Below are 18,003 nucleotides of genomic sequence, written 5' to 3'. Positions count from 1 at the left end.
GGCGGGAGGCGGAGGAGGGATCAGCCGGCGTAGCCGAAAAATTCCCGATAACTACGCATATTGCGTAGGCGGTCGAGCAGCAGCTCGAAGTCCTCGTCGTGGTCGACCGGGTTGAGCACGCCGGCGTCGACGACGAAGAGCGGCGCTGCGTCGTATTCGTAGAAGAAGCGCGCGTAACGCTCGGCAACGCGTTCCAGATAGGCCTCGGTGATGCGCCGCTCGGCATCCATGCCGCGCTTGCGCACGCGTTCGGCCAGGGTCTCCGGCTTGGCCTGCAGGTAGATCACGAGGTCGGGCACCGGCGGCGCGGGCGGCTTCATTGCGTCGAAGATGCGGTGGTACAGGGCCAGCTCGTCGTCGGCGAGGTTGAGCGCCGCGAACAGCGGGTCCTTGTCGAGCACGAAGTCGGATACCACGCGGCGGCCTTCGGCCTGGTCGGCGGCGTGGGCCGCGAGCTGGTCGAAACGCTGGAACAGGAAGGAGAGCTGGGTGGCCAGCGCCCAGCGGTCGGAACCCTGGTAGAAGCGGCCGAGAAAGGGATTGGTTTCGGGCTGCTCGAACAGCGTGTCGGCCGGCAGGCGGGCCGCGAGGCGGCGCGCGAGCGAGGTCTTGCCAGCCCCGATCGGGCCTTCGACGACGATGTAGCGGGCCTTGTCGAGCATGGTGTGCCTAGTTGCGGAAGATGAAATAGACCGCGCCCAGCATACACAAGCCCGCCCACAGATAGTCAAGCTTGAGCGGCTGCTTCATGTACAGCACGGCAAAGGGGATGAACACCAGCAGCGTGATCACCTCCTGCATGATCTTGAGCTGGCCGATGTTGAGTTCGGTGGCGCCGATGCGGTTGGCGGGTACCTGCAGCAGGTATTCGAACAGCGCGATTCCCCAGCTTGCCAGCGCCGCCACGTACCACGCCTTGCTGTGCATGTTCTTCAGGTGGCCGTACCACGCGAAGGTCATGAACACGTTGGCGACGGTGAGCAGGCCGGCGGTCTGCAGCCATACCGGCAGGGCCTGGAGCGGCGTTGCCGCGGCTTGGAGCAGGGGAGGCATCGGGGGTCAGAGGCGTTGGATGGCTTGGCCGGAAACTCCGGCGAGGAGGTCGGCAACGGCGCCGTGGCCCGGCACGACCGCGGTCGGTGCGATCTCGGCGAGCGGCTGCAGCACGAAGGCGCGCTGGTGCATGCGCGGGTGGGGCAGCACCAGGCCGGGGTCGTCCAGCGCCGTGTCGCCGTGCAGCAGCAGGTCGAGGTCCATGGTGCGCGGCGCCTGGTGGTAGTCGCGGGTGCGGCCGCCCTCGTGCTCGATCGCCAGCAGCGCATCGAGCAGCGCATGCGGTGCGAGCGTGGTGTCGAGCGCGATCACCGCATTGATGTAGTCGGGCTGGCCGCTCAGATCAACACCCACACCGACCGGCGCGGTGCGATAGAGCGCCGAGCGGGCGGCGATGCGGGTGCCGGGCAGGGCGGCGATGCGTTCTAGTGCCAAGGCAAAGGCTGCAGCCGGATCGCCGAGGTTGGCCCCGAACGCCACGTAGGCGCGCGTCGGGGCGGTCATCACGAGGCTTCGGCGGGCAGTGCGGCGCTGTCGGCGCCGCCGGGTTTGCGCCGCCGCCGGCGGCGCTTCTTGGCGGGTGCCTCGGCCTGCGGCGCGTCGCGCAGCAGGGCGTCGCGCTCGTCGTGGCCGGCGTGGGCGAAGCGGTCCCACCACTCGGGGACGTCCAGCGGGATTTCGCCCGATTGCGCGCGCAGGCGCAGGAAGTCCCACCCTGCGCGGTAGCGCGGCTGTTCGATCAGGCGGTAGGGCATCTTGCCGCTGCGCTTGTCGAAGCGCGGCTGCAGCGCCCAGATGTCCTTGATGTCGCCGACGATGCGGCGCGTGATCGCGAGTTTGCCGGCCTGGGCGTCGAGTACGTCGTCCATCGCCTGGAACAGCGCGGGCTGGGCGTGCTCGCCGGCGCGCTTCTTGGTTTCCCAGTTGGCCAGCACTTCGTGCCACAGCAGCGTGGCGAACAGGAAGCCGGGCGAGACCGGCTTGTCCTGGCGCACCCGCTCGTCGGTGTTTTCCAGCGACAGCCAGACGAAGCGCTCGCCCATCGGTTGTTCAAGGATGACGTCGAGCAGTGGCAGCAGGCCGTGGTGCAGGCCTTCCTCGCGCAACTGGCGCAGGCACTTCACCGCGTAGCCGGACAGCAGCAGCTTGAGCATCTCGTCAAACAGGCGCGCCGCCGGCACGTTTTCCAGCAGCGACGCCATCTCGCGGATCGGTCCACGCGCGGCGGGGTCGATGCTGAGGCCGAGTTTGGCGCCGAGCCGCACCGCACGCAGCATGCGCACCGGGTCTTCGCGGTAGCGCGTGCGCGGGTCGCCGATCATGCGCAGGGTTTTCTGCTGCACGTCGGCGACGCCGTGGTGGTAGTCGACGATGGTTTCGGTGCCCGGGTCGTAGTACAGCGCATTGACGGTGAAGTCGCGCCGGGTGGCGTCTTCGGCCTGCGAGCCATAGACGTTGTCGCGCAGCACGCGGCCGTGTTCGTCGGTTTCGGCCGATTCGGCGTCCTGCAGCGCGCGGAAGGTGGAAACCTCGATCGTCTCCGGCCCGCTCATCACGTGCACGATCTTGAAGCGGCGGCCGATGATGCGGGCGCGGCGGAACAGCGCGCGCACTTCCTCCGGCGTGGCGCTGGTGGCGACGTCGTAGTCCTTGGGCGGATGGCCGATCAGCAGGTCGCGCACCGCGCCGCCGACGACAAAGGCCTTGTAGCCGTGTTCCTGCAGGACCGAACACACCTTGCGTGCGGCGGGCGACAACTGCTCGCGGCGTATGCCGTGCTGGTCGACCGGGATCAGGGCGGGTTCGGGGGCGGCTGGCGGCGCCTGGCGGGTAAAGACCTTGCGCAGCAGTTTGCGGATCATCGGCGGGTCGGTGTGGAGGGCGTCAAGAGCCCGCAATCATAACTGATGGGAGCGCGCCGCGGCGGCGCGGCGGTGTCCGTGGGTGTGGCGTCAGCGCAGCGAGATCACCGGCCAGCCGTGGTTCTGGGCATGGGCGCGCAGGGTGTCGTCGGGATCGACCGCCACCGGGTTGGAGACGCGCGACATCAACGGCAGGTCGTTGTGCGAGTCGCTGTAGAACCAGCTGCGCTCGAAGCTGCCGAGGTAGAGCCCGAGCGACTCCAGCCAGGTTTCCACGCGCTCGATCTTGCCCGCCTTGAACGCCGGCAGGCCGCGCGGCTTGCCGGTGAAGGCGCCGTTCTCCTGCGCGGGAATGGTCGCCACCAGGTGCGGGATGCCGAATTCGCGCACGATGGGGCCGGTGACGAAGCTGTTGGTGGCGGTGACCACGGCCACCAGCGCGCCGCGGTCGAGATGCTCGGCCACAAGCTGGCGCGCGCGGGTGGTGATCATCGGCCGGATCGTGCCATCGAGGAATTCGCGGTGCCAGGCGTCGAGCTGCGCGCGCGGGTGGCGCGCGAGCGGGGCGAGCTGGAAGTCGAGGAATTCGAAGATGTCGAGCGTGCCGGTCTTGTACTGCTCGTAGAACTGCACGTTCTTCGCTTCCTGCACCTCGCGGTCGAGCACGCCCTTGGCGATCAGGAACTGGGCCCAGGCGAAGTCGGAGTCGCCGGCGAGCAGGGTGTTGTCGAGGTCGAAGAGTACGAGATCCACGAAGCGGTTTCCGTTGAGGGTAAAGGGGGCTGCGGGCTCAGATCGCCAGGCCCTGCTGCATCATCTCGCGCAGCAGCGGCAGGGTGACCGCGCGCTTGCGTTCGAGCGAGGCGGCGTCGAGCGCTTCGAGTACCGCCAGCAGGCTGGGCAGGTCGCGGCGGCCGTGGCGCAGCAGGAAGTCGATCACCTCGTCCGCCAGCCGCAGCCCGCGGCGCTCGGCGAGCGCGACCAGGATGGCGGCGCGCGAATCGTCGTCGAGCGGCTGCACCTCGTAGATCAGGCTCTGGCCGATGCGGGTGCGCAGGTCCTCGCGCAGCGTGAGTTCCAGCGGCGCGCACGGGCCTGCCAGCAGCAGCGCCTGGCCATTGGTGCGCGCACGGTTGAAAGCGTTGAAAAGCGCGATCTGCGCGGCGTCGCCGAGTTGGTCGATGTCGTCGATGGCGACCAGCGCGTCGGCGGTGTCCGGCAGGGTGTCGCCGATCGTCGCGGCGTCGAGCAGGTGCACCGGGCGCTGCCCGCCGGCCGCGGCGGTGGCGGCGCGCAGCAGGTGGCTGCGGCCGCTGCCGCGGGCACCCCACAGGTAGAGGTGGCGGGCGGGAAGTGCGGCGGCCTGTTCCGCCGAGCCGAGCAGCGACAGCGCGGCGAGCAGTTCGGCGTTGGCGCCGGCGACGAAGTTGTCGAGCGACGGCGGCGCGTCGGGGCGGATGTCGAGTACGAGTTGCTTCACCGCGGCGCGTCCATGTCCTGGATTTCGGCGCCGGTGGCGATGTGCGGCCCGGTGCCGAGGTAGAGCCGGCTGCTGAACCATGCGCTGCGCACTTCGCGCAGTGCGACCAGCAGCGCCGCGCTGACCGGCAGCGCAACCAGCACGCCGACGAAGCCGAACAACTGGCCGAAGGCCATCAGCGCGAAGATCACCGCGAGCGGGTGCAGGCCGATGCGCTCGCCCACCAGATAGGGCGTCAGCGCGAAGCTTTCGATGAGCTGGCCGAGGCCGTAGACCACGCCTACACCGATCAGGGTCGACCAGCCGTCGCCTTGCAGCAGCGCGGCGAGGATGGCCAGCACCAGCCCGCCGCCGAAGCCGACGTAGGGAATGAAGACCAGCAGGCCGGTGATGACCCCGACCGGCAATGCGAAGTTGAGCCCCGCCAGCCACAGCCCGACGCTGTAGAACACCGCGAGCAGCAGCATCACCGACAGCTGCCCGCGCAGGAACTCGGACAGCACCGAATCGATGTCGCGGATGATGCGCATCGTCCGCTCCAGCCAGGGCCGCGGCACCGAGCGCTGCAGCGCGGCGAGCAGGCGCGGCCAGTCCTGCAGCAGGTAGAACATCACCACCGGCACCAGGAAGAGGTTGGCGACCAGGGCGATCAGCGCGAGGCCGCCGGTCTTGATGTGGCCGAGCAGGATCGGGATCACGTCCTGCGCGGTGTCGGCGTTCTGCGCCAGCCACTTGCGCGCCTGGCCGGCGTCGAGCTGCAGGCGGATGCCGAGGTGCTCGCGCAGCAGCGGGGCGGCGCGCTGGTTGAAGACTTCGACCAGATCGGGCAGGCGCTGGATCAGCGTCACTGCTTCGCGGTACAGCATCGGCACCAGGATCAGCGTCAGCGCGACCAGGATCAGGGCCAGGCCGGTGATGACCAGCAGCACCGCGGCCGGGCGCGGCACCCGCCGCACGACCATCCAGTTGACGGCGGGGTCGCAGATGTAGGCGAACACCGCGGCCACCGCGAACGGCGCGAGGATGGGCGACAGCAGCCAGAACAGCCCGACCAGCGCGAGCGCGACCAGGGCCCAGGCGGCGGTCTGCAGGCGGTCGGCGCGGGCGGAGGTCATGGGCGAAGAGGGCTGGGCCGGTACGGCGGTGTCGTTACGAGTGGACGGGGCGAGCGAGAAAGCGGGTGTCACCGGGGGTATTTCAAGTAAAATCGCGCACTTGGCGTGGGGCCCGGTGGCCCTGCGGACCCGTAACTGTAGCCAGTTGGCGTTGCAGCCTCAAGCCTTATGCATCCGGGCTGGCGCCGACCCCGCATCCTGCTAGTCAGAGGACCGATCTTGAGCGTCTCCAATTCCGCTTCCCCCAGCTCCCTTTCCTATCGCGACGCCGGTGTCGACATCGAGGCGGGCGACGCCCTCGTCGACCGCATCAAGCCGTTTGCCAAGCGCACGATGCGGCCGGAAGTGCTCGGCGGCATCGGCGGCTTCGGCGCGCTGTTCGAGCTGTCGAAGAAGTTCAAGGAGCCGGTGCTGGTGTCGGGTACCGACGGCGTCGGCACCAAGCTCAAGCTCGCCTTCCAGCTGAACAAGCACGACACGGTCGGTCAGGATCTGGTGGCGATGAGCGTCAATGACATCCTGGTGCAGGGCGCCGAGCCGCTGTTCTTCCTCGACTACTTCGCCTGCGGCAAGCTCGATGTGGATACCGCGGCCGACGTGGTCAAGGGCATTGCTCACGGCTGCGAACTCGCCGGCTGCGCGCTGATCGGCGGCGAAACCGCCGAGATGCCGAGCATGTACCCGGAAGGCGAATACGATCTCGCCGGCTTCGCCGTCGGCGCGGTTGAAAAGGCGGACATCATCGACGGCTCGAAGATCGTGCCGGGCGACGTGGTGCTCGGGCTGGCTTCCAGCGGCGCGCATTCCAACGGCTATTCGCTGGTGCGCAAGATCATCGAAGTCGCCAAGCCCGACCTCGACGCCGACTTCCACGGCCGCACGTTCCGCGACGTGGTGATGGAACCCACCCGCATCTACGTGAAGCCGCTGCTCGCGCTGATGCAGGCGATGCCGGGCGTGGTGAAGGGCATGGCCCACATCACCGGCGGCGGCATCACCGAGAACGTGCCGCGCATCCTGCGCGACGAACTCACCGCCCGCATCGACGCCGCGAGCTGGACGCTGCCGCCGCTGTTCCAGTGGCTGCAGCAGGCCGGCAACGTCGATACCCAGGAAATGTACCGGGTGTTCAACTGCGGCATCGGCATGGCCGTGGTGGTCGCCGCCGACGTTGCCGACGCGGTGGCGGCCCAGATGGCCGCCGCCGGCGAGACGGTGTACCGCATCGGCCGCATCGACAGCCGCAAGGACGGCGAGGCGCAGACCATCGTCGCCTGAGGGCGCAGTCCCGCCCGCGCGGTGCAACTTGCGCCGTGGCGGGCTGTCTCGGCTTGAGTGCCGGCGACGCGCGCACCGCGCGCCGGCTTTCCGTTTCCGCGGCGCCGTCGTGGCGCCGGCCCACCGACCCCGCCCATGACCCGTCGCCGCCCGCTTGTCCTTGTTCTCTGTGCGATCGGCCTGCTCGCGCTCGGCGGCTTCGCCTGGCAGGCCAACCGTGGCGCCGGCAGCCCTGCCGCTGTGGCCACCCCTGCGGCGCCGGCCGCGGTGGATGTGGAAGCGGCGGCGGTGGCGACGCGCAGCATGCCCGACGACGTCAGCGCGGTGGGCACGCTGGTCTCCAACGAATCGGTCATCCTGCGGCCCGAAGTGGCCGGCCGCATCGCCCGCATCCACTTCCGCGAAGGCATGCCGGTGGCGCGCGGCACCGTGCTGGTCGAACTGGACGCTGCATTGCAGTCGGCCGAACTGCAGCAGGCCAATGCCGCGCTGCAACTGGCTGAAGCCGATCACCGCCGCGCGGAGGACCTGTTCGCGCGCAAGTTCGTCAGCCAGAGCGCGCGCGACGAGGCTGCGTCCAGGTTGGAGGTGGCGCGCGCCGGGCGTGCGCTGGCCCAGGCCCGCTTCGAGCGCACCCGCATCCGCGCGCCCTTCGACGGCGTGCTCGGCATCCGCCGGGTCAGCGTGGGCGACTACATCAAGGAGGGCGAGGTCCTGGTCAATATCGAGGACATCGACACCCTCAAGGTCGATTTCCGCCTGCCCGAAACCTACCTGCAGCGCATCCGCCCGGCGCAGACACTGGAGGTGAGCAGCGACGCGCTGCCGGGCGAGCGCTTCAGCGCACGCGTCGACGCGATCGACCCGCTGGTCGACGCGCAGGGGCGCGCGGTGGTGATGCGCGCCCGCCTGCCCAATGCCGAAGGCCGGCTGCGGCCCGGCATGTTCGCCCGGGTGCGGCTGATCCTGCAGGAGCGCCCCGCGGTGCCGGTGCTGCCGGAAGAGGCACTGGTGCCCGCGCCGGGCGACACCCAGTACGTCTATCGGGTGCGCGACGGCGTGGCGCGGCGGGTGGAGGTCAAGACCGGCGCGCGCCGCGAGGCCGTGGTGGAAGTGGTGGACGGCGTCGCCGTCGGCGACCTGGTCGTCACTGCCGGCCACCTCAAGCTGCGCGATGGCGCGCCGGTGCGGGTGGTTCCGCCGGTCGCCGCGGCAGCGGCTGTCGCGGACTGAGCCACCGCCATGGTGCTGTCCGACATCTGCATCAAGCGCCCGGTGTTCGCCACCGTGCTGTCGCTGATGGTGCTGCTGGTCGGACTGATGTCGTACTCGCGCCTCACGGTGCGCGAATATCCCAACATCGACGAACCGGTGGTGACGGTCGAAACCCTCTACACCGGGGCCAGCGCCGAAATCGTCGAATCGCAGGTCACCAAGCCGCTGGAGGACTCGCTGGCCGGCATCGAGGGCGTGGATGTGCTGTCCTCGATCAGCCGCCAGGAGCGCAGCCAGATCACCGTGCGCTTCCGCATCGAGCGCGACGCCGACAGCGCCGCCGCCGACGTGCGTGACCGCGTGTCGCGCGTGCGCCGGCGGCTGCCGGACGACGTCGAGGAGCCGGTGATCGCCAAGGTGGAGGCCGACGCCAGCCCGATCATCTGGGTGGCGTTCGCGTCCGACCGCCATTCCGCGCTGGAGATGAGCGATGTCGCCAGCCGCATCATCAAGCCGCGCCTGCAAACGCTGCCGGGCGCGGCGGACGCGCGCGTGTTCGGCGAGCGCCGCTACGCGATGCGGATCTGGCTCGACCGCGACCGCCTTGCCGCGTTCGGCCTCACGCCGCAGGACGTGGAGGACGCGATCCGGCGTCAGAACATCGAGCTGCCCGCCGGCCGCATCGAAAGCCGCGAGCGCGAGTTCGCCGTGGTGGCGCGCACCGATCTTGCCGAGCCGGCGCAGTTCGAGGCGGTGGTGGTGCGGCAGGCGGGCACGCCGGGCGGCTACCCGGTGCGGATCCGCGACATCGGCCGCGTCGAGGTGGCGCCGGCGGATGAACGCACCAGCGTGCGCTTCATGGGCAAGCCGGCGATCTCGCTCGGGCTGATCAAGCAATCCACCGCCAACCCGCTCGACCTCAAGCGCGGGCTGATGGAACTGCTGCCACGGCTGGAGGAGGAACTGCCGGCCGGCATGACCATGAGCATCGCCAACGACTCCACGGTATTCATCGAGCGCTCGATCGCCTCGGTGTTCTCGACGATCTGGGAAGCGGTGGTGCTGGTGGCGCTGGTGTGCCTGTTCTTCCTGCGCAACTGGCGCGCGATGCTGGTGCCGCTGGTGACGATCCCGGTGTCGCTGGTCGGCGCCTTTGCGCTGATGCTGGTGTTCGGCTTCTCGATCAACACGCTGACGCTGCTCGCGCTGGTGCTGGCGATCGGCCTGGTGGTGGACGACGCGATCGTGGTGCTGGAGAACATCTACCGCCACATCGAGGACGGCATGGCACCGCTCGCCGCCGCCTTCCGCGGGGCGAAGGAGATCGGCTTCGCGGTGGTGGCGATGACGATCACGCTGGCCGCGGTGTATGCGCCGGTCGCCTTCATGACCGGGCGCACCGGCAAGCTGTTCACCGAGTTCGCACTGACGCTGGCGGGCGCGGTGATCGTTTCCGGTTTTGTCGCGCTGACGCTGTCGCCGATGATGTGCTCCAGACTGCTGCGCCACGAGCCCCGCCACGGCCGGGTGTACAACGCGATCGAAGGTTTTCTGGAATGGCTCACCGCGGGCTACCGGCGCGCGCTGGAAGCGATGCTGGGGCTGCGCTGGGTGGTGATGCTGGCGTTCGTGGCCGTCGCCGCGTTCGCGGGGCTGCTGCTGACGCAGATGAAGTCCGAGTTGTCGCCGATCGAGGACCGCGGCCGCGTGATGGCGATCTTCAACGGCCCCGAGGGCGCCACGATCGACTACATGACGCGCTACGCCGGCCAGATCGAAGACATCTTCAGCCGCACCGGCGATGTCGACCGCTACTTCGTCGTCGCCGGCAATCCGACCGTGTCACAGGGCATTTCCTTCATCGGCTTCAACGACTGGTCGCAGCGCAAGCGCAGCGCGCAAGAGATCGCCGCCGAACTGCAGCCGCAGCTGCGCGCCATTCCCGGCCTCAACGCCTTTCCGGTGTTGCCGGCGGCCTTCGGCCAGAGTCCGCGTACCCGCCCGGTCAGCTTCGTCATCGTCACGTCGGCCTCGTACGACGAACTGGCGGCCTACACCGAGCGCATGCTGGACGAAATGCACCGCCATCCGGGCTTCGTGTCGCCGGACACCGATCTGAAACTGACCAAGCCGGAGCTGGCGGTGGAGGTGGACCGCGACCGCGCAGCCGACCTCGGCGTGTCGGTGGAGGTCATCGGCCGCACGCTGGAAACCATGCTCGGCGGACGCCAGGTGACGCGCTACAAGAAGGATGCCGAGCAATACGACGTGCTGGTGCAGGTGGCGGCGGGCGAGCGCGCGGGTCCGCGCGACATCCGCGACATCTTCGTGCGCGCGCGCAGCGGCGACATGGTGCCGCTGGCCAGCCTGGTGCGGGTGCAGGAGACGGTCAGCCCGCGCGAACTCAACCACTTCGGCCAGCGCCGCGCGGTCACGATCAGCGCCAACCTCGCACCGGGCTTCGCCCTCGGCGAGGCGCTCGACTTCCTCGATGCCGCCGCCGCGCGCATCCTGCCGCCGGGCTACACCACCGATTACGACGGCATGTCGCGCGAGTTCAAGACCAGTTCGGCCAGCCTCGCGCTTGCCTTCGTGCTCGCGCTGGCCTTCATCTACCTGGTGCTGGCGGCCCAGTTCGAGAGCTTCCGCGATCCGCTGATCATCATGCTGACCGTGCCGCTGTCGATGGCCGGCGCGCTGGCCGCGCTGCGTCTGACCGGCGGCACACTCAATGTCTACAGCCAGATCGGGCTGGTGACGCTGGTGGGCCTGATCACCAAGCACGGCATCCTGATCGTCGAGTTCGCCAACCAGTTGCGCGAACAGGGCCGCGCGCTGCGCGAGGCGGTGGTCGAAGCCGCGGTGCTGCGCCTGCGCCCTATCCTGATGACCACCGGGGCGATGGTGCTGGGCGCGATCCCGCTCGCACTCGCCACCGGCGCCGGGGCCGAGAGCCGCCAGCAGATCGGCTGGGTGATCGTCGGCGGCTTGTCGCTCGGTACTTTCTTCACCTTGTTCGTGGTGCCGACGGTCTATACTTTGCTCGCTCGCCGTGAACGCGAGCACGACAGCGATACCGTCGAATCGGTCTCCGCCGGCATGGCCGGCTGAACCAGCGCGGGACATTTCAACATGGACACTTCGATGCGTCTGCCCTCCACCGACAGCGCCGCCCTCAGCGCCAGCCGCCTGCAGCAGCCGGCGGTGGAGCGCTCGCGTGCGGGCGAAAGCGCTCCCGCGCCGACCGGCGCCGCCGCGCCGTCGGCAACCCAGGTCAGCATCAGCCCCGAGGCGCGTGCGGCCGCGGCTGCCGACGCCGCGCCGGCAGCCGACAGCGCCAGCCGCCCCGAGGCGGTGATGACCACCGCGGCCCCCGCCCAAACGCAGCGCGCTCCGCGCGCGGACGGCGATGGCGACAGCGCGGCCGACGCCGTGGCGCGCGGCTTGCCGACGACGCGCCCGGAGCAGCAGCCGGACGCCGCCAGTGCGGCGGGCAATCAGGCGGTGCAGCGCTATCTGGAAAACGCTGAACGGCCGCCCGCGCAGGCCGCCCCGGCGGTGGTCCGCACCGCTGCCTGAGCACGCGGACAGCACCAAAGAAAACGCCGGGCTGTCCCGGCGTTTTTTTTTTTACCTTCAGCCGAACAGGTAGGGGAAGAGGCGCTGCTTGTCCTCGTCCGACAGCACCTTCATGCGGGCGATGTTGTGTTCCGGAATCTGGTCGACGTCCGGGAAGTGCGCCAGCACCGCTTCGAGGCTCTCTTCGCGGATCAGGTGCAGCAGCGGCCACGGCGAGCGGTTGGTGAGATTGCCGGCGTCGTCCGGCTCGGTCTCGGCGAACTGGTAGTCGGGGTGGAAACTCGCCACCTGCAGTTCGCCCTCCCAGCCGAATTGCTCCAGCCACAGGTCGACCAGGTCGAGAAACTGGTTGTAGTCGTCGAAGTTCTCCAGCAGATGCGGAATCGCGATCACCGTGGTTTCCAGCTCTGCCGCCGGGGTGTCGGACAGGCGCTCGAGTTCGCTCTGCAGGTCGTTGAGCAGTGCCTCTTCGTCGGTTGCCGCGCTGACGTGGATGCGCACGCGGCGCTCGGCGAAGGGTTTGGCGGCGAAGGGGCAGAGGTTGAGGCCGATGACGACCTTCTCCAGCCATTGGCGGACGTCTTCGCGGACTTGTTCTTCCATGGTCGTTGTTCCGGAAAAGAAGGGGTTGCAGGTCAGGCGCCGAGCAGGCGCAGGGCGGTGTCGCGCACGTGCTGCGGCAGATCGGGCGCGAGGCAGTCGAGTTCGACCAGCTCCGGCCATTGGTCGCGGAACTGGCGCTGCCAGGTGAGCTGGCGCTTGGCCAGCTGGCGGGTGGCGGCAATGCCCTTGAAGCGCAGCGTGGCGCGGTCGATCTCGCCGTCGAGGAATTCCCACGCCTGCCGGTAACCGACGCAGCGCATCGAGGCCATTTGCGGCTGCAGGACGTAGCGCTCGCGCAGCGCGGCGACTTCATCGACCAGGCCCGCAGCCAGCATCTGGTCGAAACGCTGTTCGATGCGGGCGTGCAGCACCCCACGGTCCGACGGTGCGAGCGCGATCGGCAGCAGCCGGCAGGGCAGGGGTGCATCTTCGCGGCGTGCGTAACTGGCCGCCAGCGGCGCGCCGCTGAGCGTGACGATTTCGAGCGCCCGCTGGATGCGTTGGGCGTCGGTGGGTTCGAGACGTGCGGCCGCGTCCGGGTCCAGCCGGGCAAGCTCGGCGTGCAGTGCCGGCCAGCCCGCTGCGGCGGCGCGTTCCTCGATGGCCCGGCGCAGCACGGGGTCGGCGGGCGGCAGGTCGGACAGGCCGTCGCGCAACGCCTTGAAGTACAGCATGGTGCCGCCCGCCAGCAGCGGAATGCGGCCGCGCGCGCTGATGTCGCGCATCAGCACGCTTGCTTCCGCGCAGAAGCGGGCCGCCGAATACGCTTCTTCGGGGCTCACGACGTCGATCAGGTGATGCGGGCAGACCGCCTGTTCGGCGGCGCTCGGCTTGGCGGTGCCGATGTCCATGTCGCGGTACACCAGGGCCGAATCCACGCTGATGATCTCCACCGGCAGCGTGGCGGCGAGCGCGAGCGCGCTGGCGGTCTTGCCGCTGGCGGTGGGGCCGAGCAGCAGCAGGGCGGGGGGCAGGGCGGATTCGGGGCTCGACACGATCGGGCAGGCGCAGGCGGGCGGCCATTATCCGCCGACAGCGAGGCGGCGGCGAGTGCCGCGTGCGCGGGGCGGCGCGCTTGCTGGCGGATGGTCGTCGCTGCGCGCCGGGGGCACGCGTGAGGCGGAGAAGGATGTGTTCCGGTGGATGCAAATGGCATTATTGCGGGTCGCAACTCGCTCGCGCCGCCATTCACCCAGGAGTCCGCCTTGAACTCACGCCCGCCTTTCGCGCTTAGCCTGCTCGCCGCCGCCTGTGTGGCACTCGCCCTGCTGTCGGTCTTGCCGGCAAATGCGATCGAACCCGCGGCTGCGGAGCGCGCGCCGGCTGTCGTTCCGCCGGCGCTGATGCTGGCGGGGCGCTATCGCGACGACATCGATCCGGCCGCCTATCTGGTCAGCGAAAAGCTGGATGGTGTGCGCGCCTACTGGGACGGCACCGAACTGCGCTTTCGCAGCGGACAGCGGATCGAGGCGCCCGGCTGGTTTGTCGCCGCGCTGCCGCGCCGTCCGCTCGACGGCGAACTGTGGCTGGGGCGCGGACGTTTCGAGGCGCTCTCCGGCCTCGTGCGGCGCCAGCAGCCGGACGACGCGGGCTGGCGGGCGGTGCGCTACATGGTGTTCGAGCTGCCGGCAGCGGCGGGGCCGTTTGCTGCCCGCGAGGCCGAGCTGCGCCGCATCGTCGCAGCTGCCGGGGTGCCCTGGCTGCAGGCCGTCGCACAATCCCGCGTGCGGGACCGGGCCGAACTGCAGGCACGTCTGGCTGCAACCGTGAAGGCGGGCGGTGAGGGTCTGATGCTGCACCGGGCCGATGCGGCCTGGCGCCCCGGGCGGGTCGATACCCTGCTCAAGCTGACGCCCTGGCTGGACGACGAGGCGCGGGTGGTGGGGTATGTCGCCGGCAAGGGGCGGCTCGCCGGCGTCGTCGGCGCGCTGGAGGTCGAGGCCGCAGACGGCCGCCGCTTCCGCCTCGGCAGCGGGCTCGACGACGCGCAGCGCCGCGCGCCTCCGCCCGTCGGCAGCCTCGTCACCTATCGCTACCGCGAACTCACCGGCAAGGGGCTGCCGCGCTTTCCGCGCTTCCTGCGGGTGCGCGAACTCCCCTAGCGCTGTCCGCTCAGCGGCGGACGATTTCCATCTGGTGACGCTCCAGGCCGACGCTGGTGGTGGCGTTGCCGTCGCCGCAGCTCCACCACATGGTGACCCATGCGCGTCCCTGGTCGTCTACCCGTTCGACCTCGCAGATCGCGCCGATCATGAATTCGAACATCTCGCGCTCGTCGTCTTCCATGTCGCTGTCCAGCGTGACGGACAGCACGCGTACTTCGTCGCCAACGGCGATCGGGGTGCCGTGCTTGTCGGTGAGTGTCGCAAGTTCCTGCATGGCCTGCTCCGTTGTGGTTGGGGTGGTCCTTGTGCGTGGACCTGCGGAGCACCGATGCAAGCCTCGTGCCGTCTTCGGGGCGAGGCGTGCAAGCCCGTCAATTCAAGCGCTTGCGGTAGTCGTCGGCCGCGGGTGGGGGCGCGCTGTCGCAGATGCGACGTCGCGTTGTCGGCGAACCCGATCAGCGCCGCGGGCGGTAGTGGAAGTGGCCGGGGCCGTGCGGATGGCTGTGATCGTGGCCGTGCGCGTGCTGCGGGTGGGCGAGGTCCACCGAGATCAGGTTGAGCTGGCCGTGGCGCACGCCGCTTTGCGCCATGATCGAATCGGCAAAGCGCCGCACCGCTTCGGTGGGCCCGCGCAGAATCGTCGATTCGATGCAGTTGTCGTGATCGAGATGGGCGTGCAGCGTGGATACCGTGAGGTCGTGGTGGTCGTGCTGGATGCCGGTCAGGCGTTCGCCGAGATCGCGCTCGTGATGGTTGAAGACGTAGCTGAGGCTGGCGATGCAGTGGCCTCCGTCGCCGCGGCGCTGGCGGGCGGCTTCCAGTTCGCGCCGCAGCATGTCGCGCACGGCTTCGGACCGGCTGGCGTAGCCGCGTTCGGCGATCAGGGCGTCGAAATCGCGCGCGAGTTCGTCCTCGAGCGAAATGGTGAAGCGTTCCATGGCGGCTCCGCGCGGGCAGGGGGCTTCATCTTAGCCGCTTGCCCAAAAGCTGGGCAGCGCCGCGAGGCCCCGCCGCCGCTCGCGGCGGCCGCCTTATCCACAGCTTTTCCAGCGCGCTGTGCACCGTCGCTGGGGATAAGACCGGTCGCGCCGCGGGCGCGCTAAACTGCAGCCGGATGCCCAGGTCGGGCCGAGGGGATGAGCAGATGAGACCGTTGCCGATGTTGGGACTGCTGATGGCGCTGGTGGCCGCTGGCGATGCCGCGGCGCAGACGGTCTATCGCTGGCGCGACGCGAACGGACAGCTGAGCTACGGCACCGAGCCGCCGCCCGGCGTGAAGGCGGAGCCGATCGGCGGCCGCGGCAGCGTCAGCGTGATGCCGCCTCCGCCGGTCGAACGCAATGGGCCTCCGGCCGCAGGCGCCGACGCAGAGCGGCTGGAGCGGCTGGAGCGGGAACTGGAAGAGGAGCGCCGCCAACGGCGTGAAGATGCGCTGCGCGCCGAGCGCGAGGAGAGCCGGCGCGTGGCCCTGCGCGAGCGTTGCGAGCGGGAGTACCGCGAACCCTGCGACGACGAGGGGCGGCCGCTCGGCGCGTCGCGTTACGTGCCGGTTCCGGTACCGGTGCCGGTGCGCCCCTATCCGTCCGCGTATCCGCCTCATCCTCCCCATCCTCCCTCCCACCCCCCGGGCAAGCCCGACCGCGATCCGCCGCGCAGCGATCCGCCGCCGCGCCCGGGGGCGTCGATCCGGCTGGGGCCGGTCGGCGGGGAAGAGCCCGGCCCGCGCCGCTGACGGCGCCCGCCAGCGCAGGGCCCGCCTGGCCTACTGGCCGCGCATGAAGAAGCGGTCGAGATCGGCCATCGTGAGCTGCGTCCAGGTCGGCCGGCCGTGATTGCACTGGTCCGCGCGCTCGGTGGCTTCCATGTCGCGCAGCAGCGCGTTCATCTCGGGCAGCGTCAGCGTCCGGTTGGCGCGCACTGCGCCGTGGCAGGCCATCGTGGCAAGCAGTTCGTTGCGGCGCGCGGTGATCACCTCGGTGGCGGGGAATTCGCGCAGTTCTTCGAGCAGCTTGCGCATCAGTTCTGCCACCGGTGCGCTCGCGAGCAGGGCCGGCACCGTCCGCACGGCGAGTTCCTGCGGGCCGGCGACGCCGACTTCGAAACCCATCCGCGCCAGCACCTCGCCGCACTCTTCCGCCACCGCGAGGTCGCGCGCGCTGACCGAGAACACCGCCGGGATCAGCAGGCGCTGGATGGACGGCGTGCCGTCCAGCACGACCTTGAGCTTCTCGTACAGGATGCGTTCGTGCGCGGCATGCATGTCCACCAGCACCAGGCCGGATTCGTTCTGGGCCAGCACGTAGATGCCGTGCAACTGCGCGAGCGCGTAACCGAGCGGGGGCGCCTTGTCGGCGCTCGGCAGTGGCGCGCGGGCGTAGCCGGAGGGTCTTGCCGCGGCATCCATCCGCGGCGGCGCGGCGACCAGGCCGGCGGCGCCTGCTGCGCCGCCCGTGCCGTCCGGCCGGGCCGCGGCGACGAAGTCGTAATAGCGGTGGCTGGCCGCGCCGGAATCCATTGCCAGGCGGCCCTGCACCGCCTGCGCGGACGGCCACTGTCCGGCACCGGCGGCGGGCGGGGAGGCGGCGACGCGCTGCACCGAGGAGGGCAGCGGGGCCGGCTCGCCCGCGCCGTTGCCGCCGGCGAGCGCCGCGCCCGACTCGGCCAGGGCGCGGCTGACGGCATGGAACACGAACTGGTGCACCGCGCGCGAGTCGCGGAAGCGGACCTCGATCTTGGCCGGATGCACGTTCACATCGACGCCGGCCGGGTCGAGTTCGAGGAACAGCACGTAGGCCGGGTGGCGGGCACCGTGCAGGATGTCGGCGTAGGCCTGCCGCAGCGCGTGGGTCAGCAGCTTGTCGCGCACGAAGCGGCCGTTCACGAAGAAATACTGCGCGTCGCGGCTCGCGCGGGAATAGGCGGGCAGCGAAGCGTAGCCGGTCAGGCGCAGCGGGCCGCCTTCGGCCACCACGGCGCGCGCCTGCGCAAGGAAGTCGTCCCCCATCAGCGCGGCGATGCGGCGCACCGGCTCGCCCACCGGCAGGCGGTGGGCCACCCGGCCGTTGTGCGACAGCTGCAGTGCGATGTCCGGCCGCGCCAGCGCGACGCGGCGGAAGACCTCGTCGCAGTGGGCGTACTCGGTGCCTTCCGACTTGAGGAATTTCCGCCGCGCGGGGGTGTTGTAGTAGAGGTCGGCCACGTCCACCACGGTGCCCTGGTTGAGCGCCGCCGGCGCCAGGCTGCGGTCGCTGCCGTCGATGCGCCAGGCGTGCGCCGCGCCTTCGGCACGGCTGGTGATGACGGTGCGGGCCACGCCGGCGATCGCGGCGAGCGCCTCGCCGCGAAAGCCCATGGTGCCGACGCGTTCGAGATCGTCGAGCGTGGCGATCTTGCTGGTGGCGTGCCGTTCGAGCGCGAGCGCGAGTTCGTCCCGGGCGATGCCGCAGCCGTCGTCGGTAATCCGGATGCGGCGTACGCCGCCTTGTTCGAGCTGAACCTCGACGGCGCGCGCCCCGGCGTCCACCGCGTTTTCCAGCACTTCCTTGAGTACCGAGGCGGGGCGTTCGACGACCTCGCCGGCGGCGATCTGGTTCACGAGGAGGTCGGGCAGGCGCTGGATCTGGGGCATGGGGGCGGGCGTGGCGTGGCGGGTGTCACGGGCGGTGGATTATACGGCGCGGGCCCCGCCGGCCGGCCGCTGCGTCCGGAAGGCG

General features: G+C 70.1%; 18 protein-coding genes. 6 read left to right on the top strand and 12 right to left on the bottom strand.

Annotation, left to right across the window (positions count from 1 at the left end; genetic code table 11):
• Nucleotides 1-20: 20 nt before the first annotated feature.
• From dqs_RS16145 to dqs_RS16115, 7 genes are all read right to left on the bottom strand, one after another.
• Nucleotides 21-662 (bottom strand): deoxynucleoside kinase, encoded by a 642-nt coding sequence (locus tag dqs_RS16145; RefSeq protein WP_011766868.1) that lies wholly within the window; start codon nucleotides 660-662, stop codon nucleotides 21-23.
• 7 nt (nucleotides 663-669) lie between these two features.
• The gene (locus dqs_RS16140; protein WP_011766867.1) at nucleotides 670-1,053 is read right to left on the bottom strand and encodes a DMT family protein; all 384 of its coding nucleotides are present in this window, start codon (nucleotides 1,051-1,053) and stop codon (nucleotides 670-672) included.
• Nucleotides 1,054-1,059: 6 nt separating this feature from the next.
• Nucleotides 1,060-1,557, bottom strand: a complete 498-nt coding sequence (gene folK / locus dqs_RS16135; RefSeq protein ID WP_065341133.1) for a 2-amino-4-hydroxy-6-hydroxymethyldihydropteridine diphosphokinase — start codon at nucleotides 1,555-1,557, stop codon at nucleotides 1,060-1,062.
• Nucleotides 1,557-2,915: a polynucleotide adenylyltransferase PcnB gene (gene pcnB, locus dqs_RS16130; protein WP_065341132.1), complete on the bottom strand. Its 1,359-nt coding sequence runs from the start codon at nucleotides 2,913-2,915 to the stop codon at nucleotides 1,557-1,559. The genes folK and pcnB overlap by 1 nt, the downstream gene beginning before the upstream one ends.
• 90 nt (nucleotides 2,916-3,005) lie before the next feature.
• A complete protein-coding gene (locus dqs_RS16125; RefSeq protein ID WP_065341131.1) occupies nucleotides 3,006-3,668 on the bottom strand; it encodes a histidinol-phosphatase in 663 nt (220 codons plus the stop codon).
• Nucleotides 3,669-3,705: 37 nt separating this feature from the next.
• Nucleotides 3,706-4,395: a DnaA regulatory inactivator Hda gene (gene hda / locus dqs_RS16120; protein WP_065341130.1), complete on the bottom strand. Its 690-nt coding sequence runs from the start codon at nucleotides 4,393-4,395 to the stop codon at nucleotides 3,706-3,708.
• Nucleotides 4,392-5,510, bottom strand: a complete 1,119-nt coding sequence (locus dqs_RS16115) for an AI-2E family transporter (RefSeq protein ID WP_011766862.1) — start codon at nucleotides 5,508-5,510, stop codon at nucleotides 4,392-4,394. The genes hda and dqs_RS16115 overlap by 4 nt, the downstream gene beginning before the upstream one ends.
• 219 nt (nucleotides 5,511-5,729) lie before the next feature.
• Between dqs_RS16115 and purM the strand changes: the two genes are divergently transcribed.
• The 4 genes from purM to dqs_RS16095 all read left to right on the top strand — a co-directional run bounded on the left by purM (nucleotide 5,730) and on the right by dqs_RS16095 (nucleotide 11,582).
• Nucleotides 5,730-6,788 (top strand): phosphoribosylformylglycinamidine cyclo-ligase, encoded by a 1,059-nt coding sequence (gene purM / locus dqs_RS16110; protein WP_065341129.1) that lies wholly within the window; start codon nucleotides 5,730-5,732, stop codon nucleotides 6,786-6,788.
• Nucleotides 6,789-6,923: 135 nt separating this feature from the next.
• Nucleotides 6,924-8,021 carry an efflux RND transporter periplasmic adaptor subunit gene (locus dqs_RS16105; RefSeq protein WP_065341128.1) on the top strand — a complete coding sequence of 366 codons (1,098 nt, stop codon included), beginning with the start codon at nucleotides 6,924-6,926 and terminating at the stop codon, nucleotides 8,019-8,021.
• 9 nt (nucleotides 8,022-8,030) lie between these two features.
• A complete protein-coding gene (locus dqs_RS16100) occupies nucleotides 8,031-11,114 on the top strand; it encodes an efflux RND transporter permease subunit (protein WP_065341127.1) in 3,084 nt (1,027 codons plus the stop codon).
• A gap of 21 nt (nucleotides 11,115-11,135) precedes the next feature.
• Nucleotides 11,136-11,582 carry a hypothetical protein gene (locus dqs_RS16095; protein ID WP_065341126.1) on the top strand — a complete coding sequence of 149 codons (447 nt, stop codon included), beginning with the start codon at nucleotides 11,136-11,138 and terminating at the stop codon, nucleotides 11,580-11,582.
• A gap of 57 nt (nucleotides 11,583-11,639) precedes the next feature.
• Here the strand turns inward: dqs_RS16095 and dqs_RS16090 are convergent, their stop codons facing one another.
• Nucleotides 11,640-12,185, bottom strand: coding sequence for a DUF1415 domain-containing protein (locus dqs_RS16090; RefSeq protein ID WP_065341125.1), 546 nt, complete (start codon nucleotides 12,183-12,185; stop codon nucleotides 11,640-11,642).
• Between the two features lie 32 nt (nucleotides 12,186-12,217).
• Nucleotides 12,218-13,180, bottom strand: a complete 963-nt coding sequence (miaA, locus tag dqs_RS16085) for a tRNA (adenosine(37)-N6)-dimethylallyltransferase MiaA (RefSeq protein ID WP_065341124.1) — start codon at nucleotides 13,178-13,180, stop codon at nucleotides 12,218-12,220.
• A 210-nt stretch (nucleotides 13,181-13,390) separates the two neighbouring features.
• Between miaA and dqs_RS16080 the strand changes: the two genes are divergently transcribed.
• Entirely contained in the window at nucleotides 13,391-14,287 is an 897-nt protein-coding gene (locus dqs_RS16080) for a DNA ligase (protein WP_084018608.1), read from the top strand.
• A gap of 10 nt (nucleotides 14,288-14,297) precedes the next feature.
• On the opposite strand, the gene dqs_RS16075 is transcribed toward dqs_RS16080, so the two are convergent.
• Complete coding sequence (locus tag dqs_RS16075) at nucleotides 14,298-14,564, bottom strand: hypothetical protein (protein WP_011766854.1); 267 nt, start codon at nucleotides 14,562-14,564, stop codon at nucleotides 14,298-14,300.
• A 181-nt stretch (nucleotides 14,565-14,745) separates the two neighbouring features.
• Complete coding sequence (gene nikR / locus dqs_RS16070) at nucleotides 14,746-15,228, bottom strand: nickel-responsive transcriptional regulator NikR (RefSeq protein WP_011766853.1); 483 nt, start codon at nucleotides 15,226-15,228, stop codon at nucleotides 14,746-14,748.
• Nucleotides 15,229-15,449: 221 nt separating this feature from the next.
• On the opposite strand from nikR, the gene dqs_RS16065 reads away from it, so the two are divergent.
• Complete coding sequence (locus dqs_RS16065; protein WP_065341123.1) at nucleotides 15,450-16,022, top strand: DUF4124 domain-containing protein; 573 nt, start codon at nucleotides 15,450-15,452, stop codon at nucleotides 16,020-16,022.
• Between the two features lie 30 nt (nucleotides 16,023-16,052).
• On the opposite strand, the gene mutL is transcribed toward dqs_RS16065, so the two are convergent.
• Nucleotides 16,053-17,918, bottom strand: coding sequence for a DNA mismatch repair endonuclease MutL (mutL, locus tag dqs_RS16060; RefSeq protein WP_065341122.1), 1,866 nt, complete (start codon nucleotides 17,916-17,918; stop codon nucleotides 16,053-16,055).
• Between the last annotated feature and the right edge of the window lie 85 nt (nucleotides 17,919-18,003).

It is taken from the genome of Azoarcus olearius, assembly GCF_001682385.1.
Taxonomy (GTDB): domain Bacteria; phylum Pseudomonadota; class Gammaproteobacteria; order Burkholderiales; family Rhodocyclaceae; genus Azoarcus; species Azoarcus olearius.
This window is presented reverse-complemented; position numbering and strand designations above follow the sequence as displayed.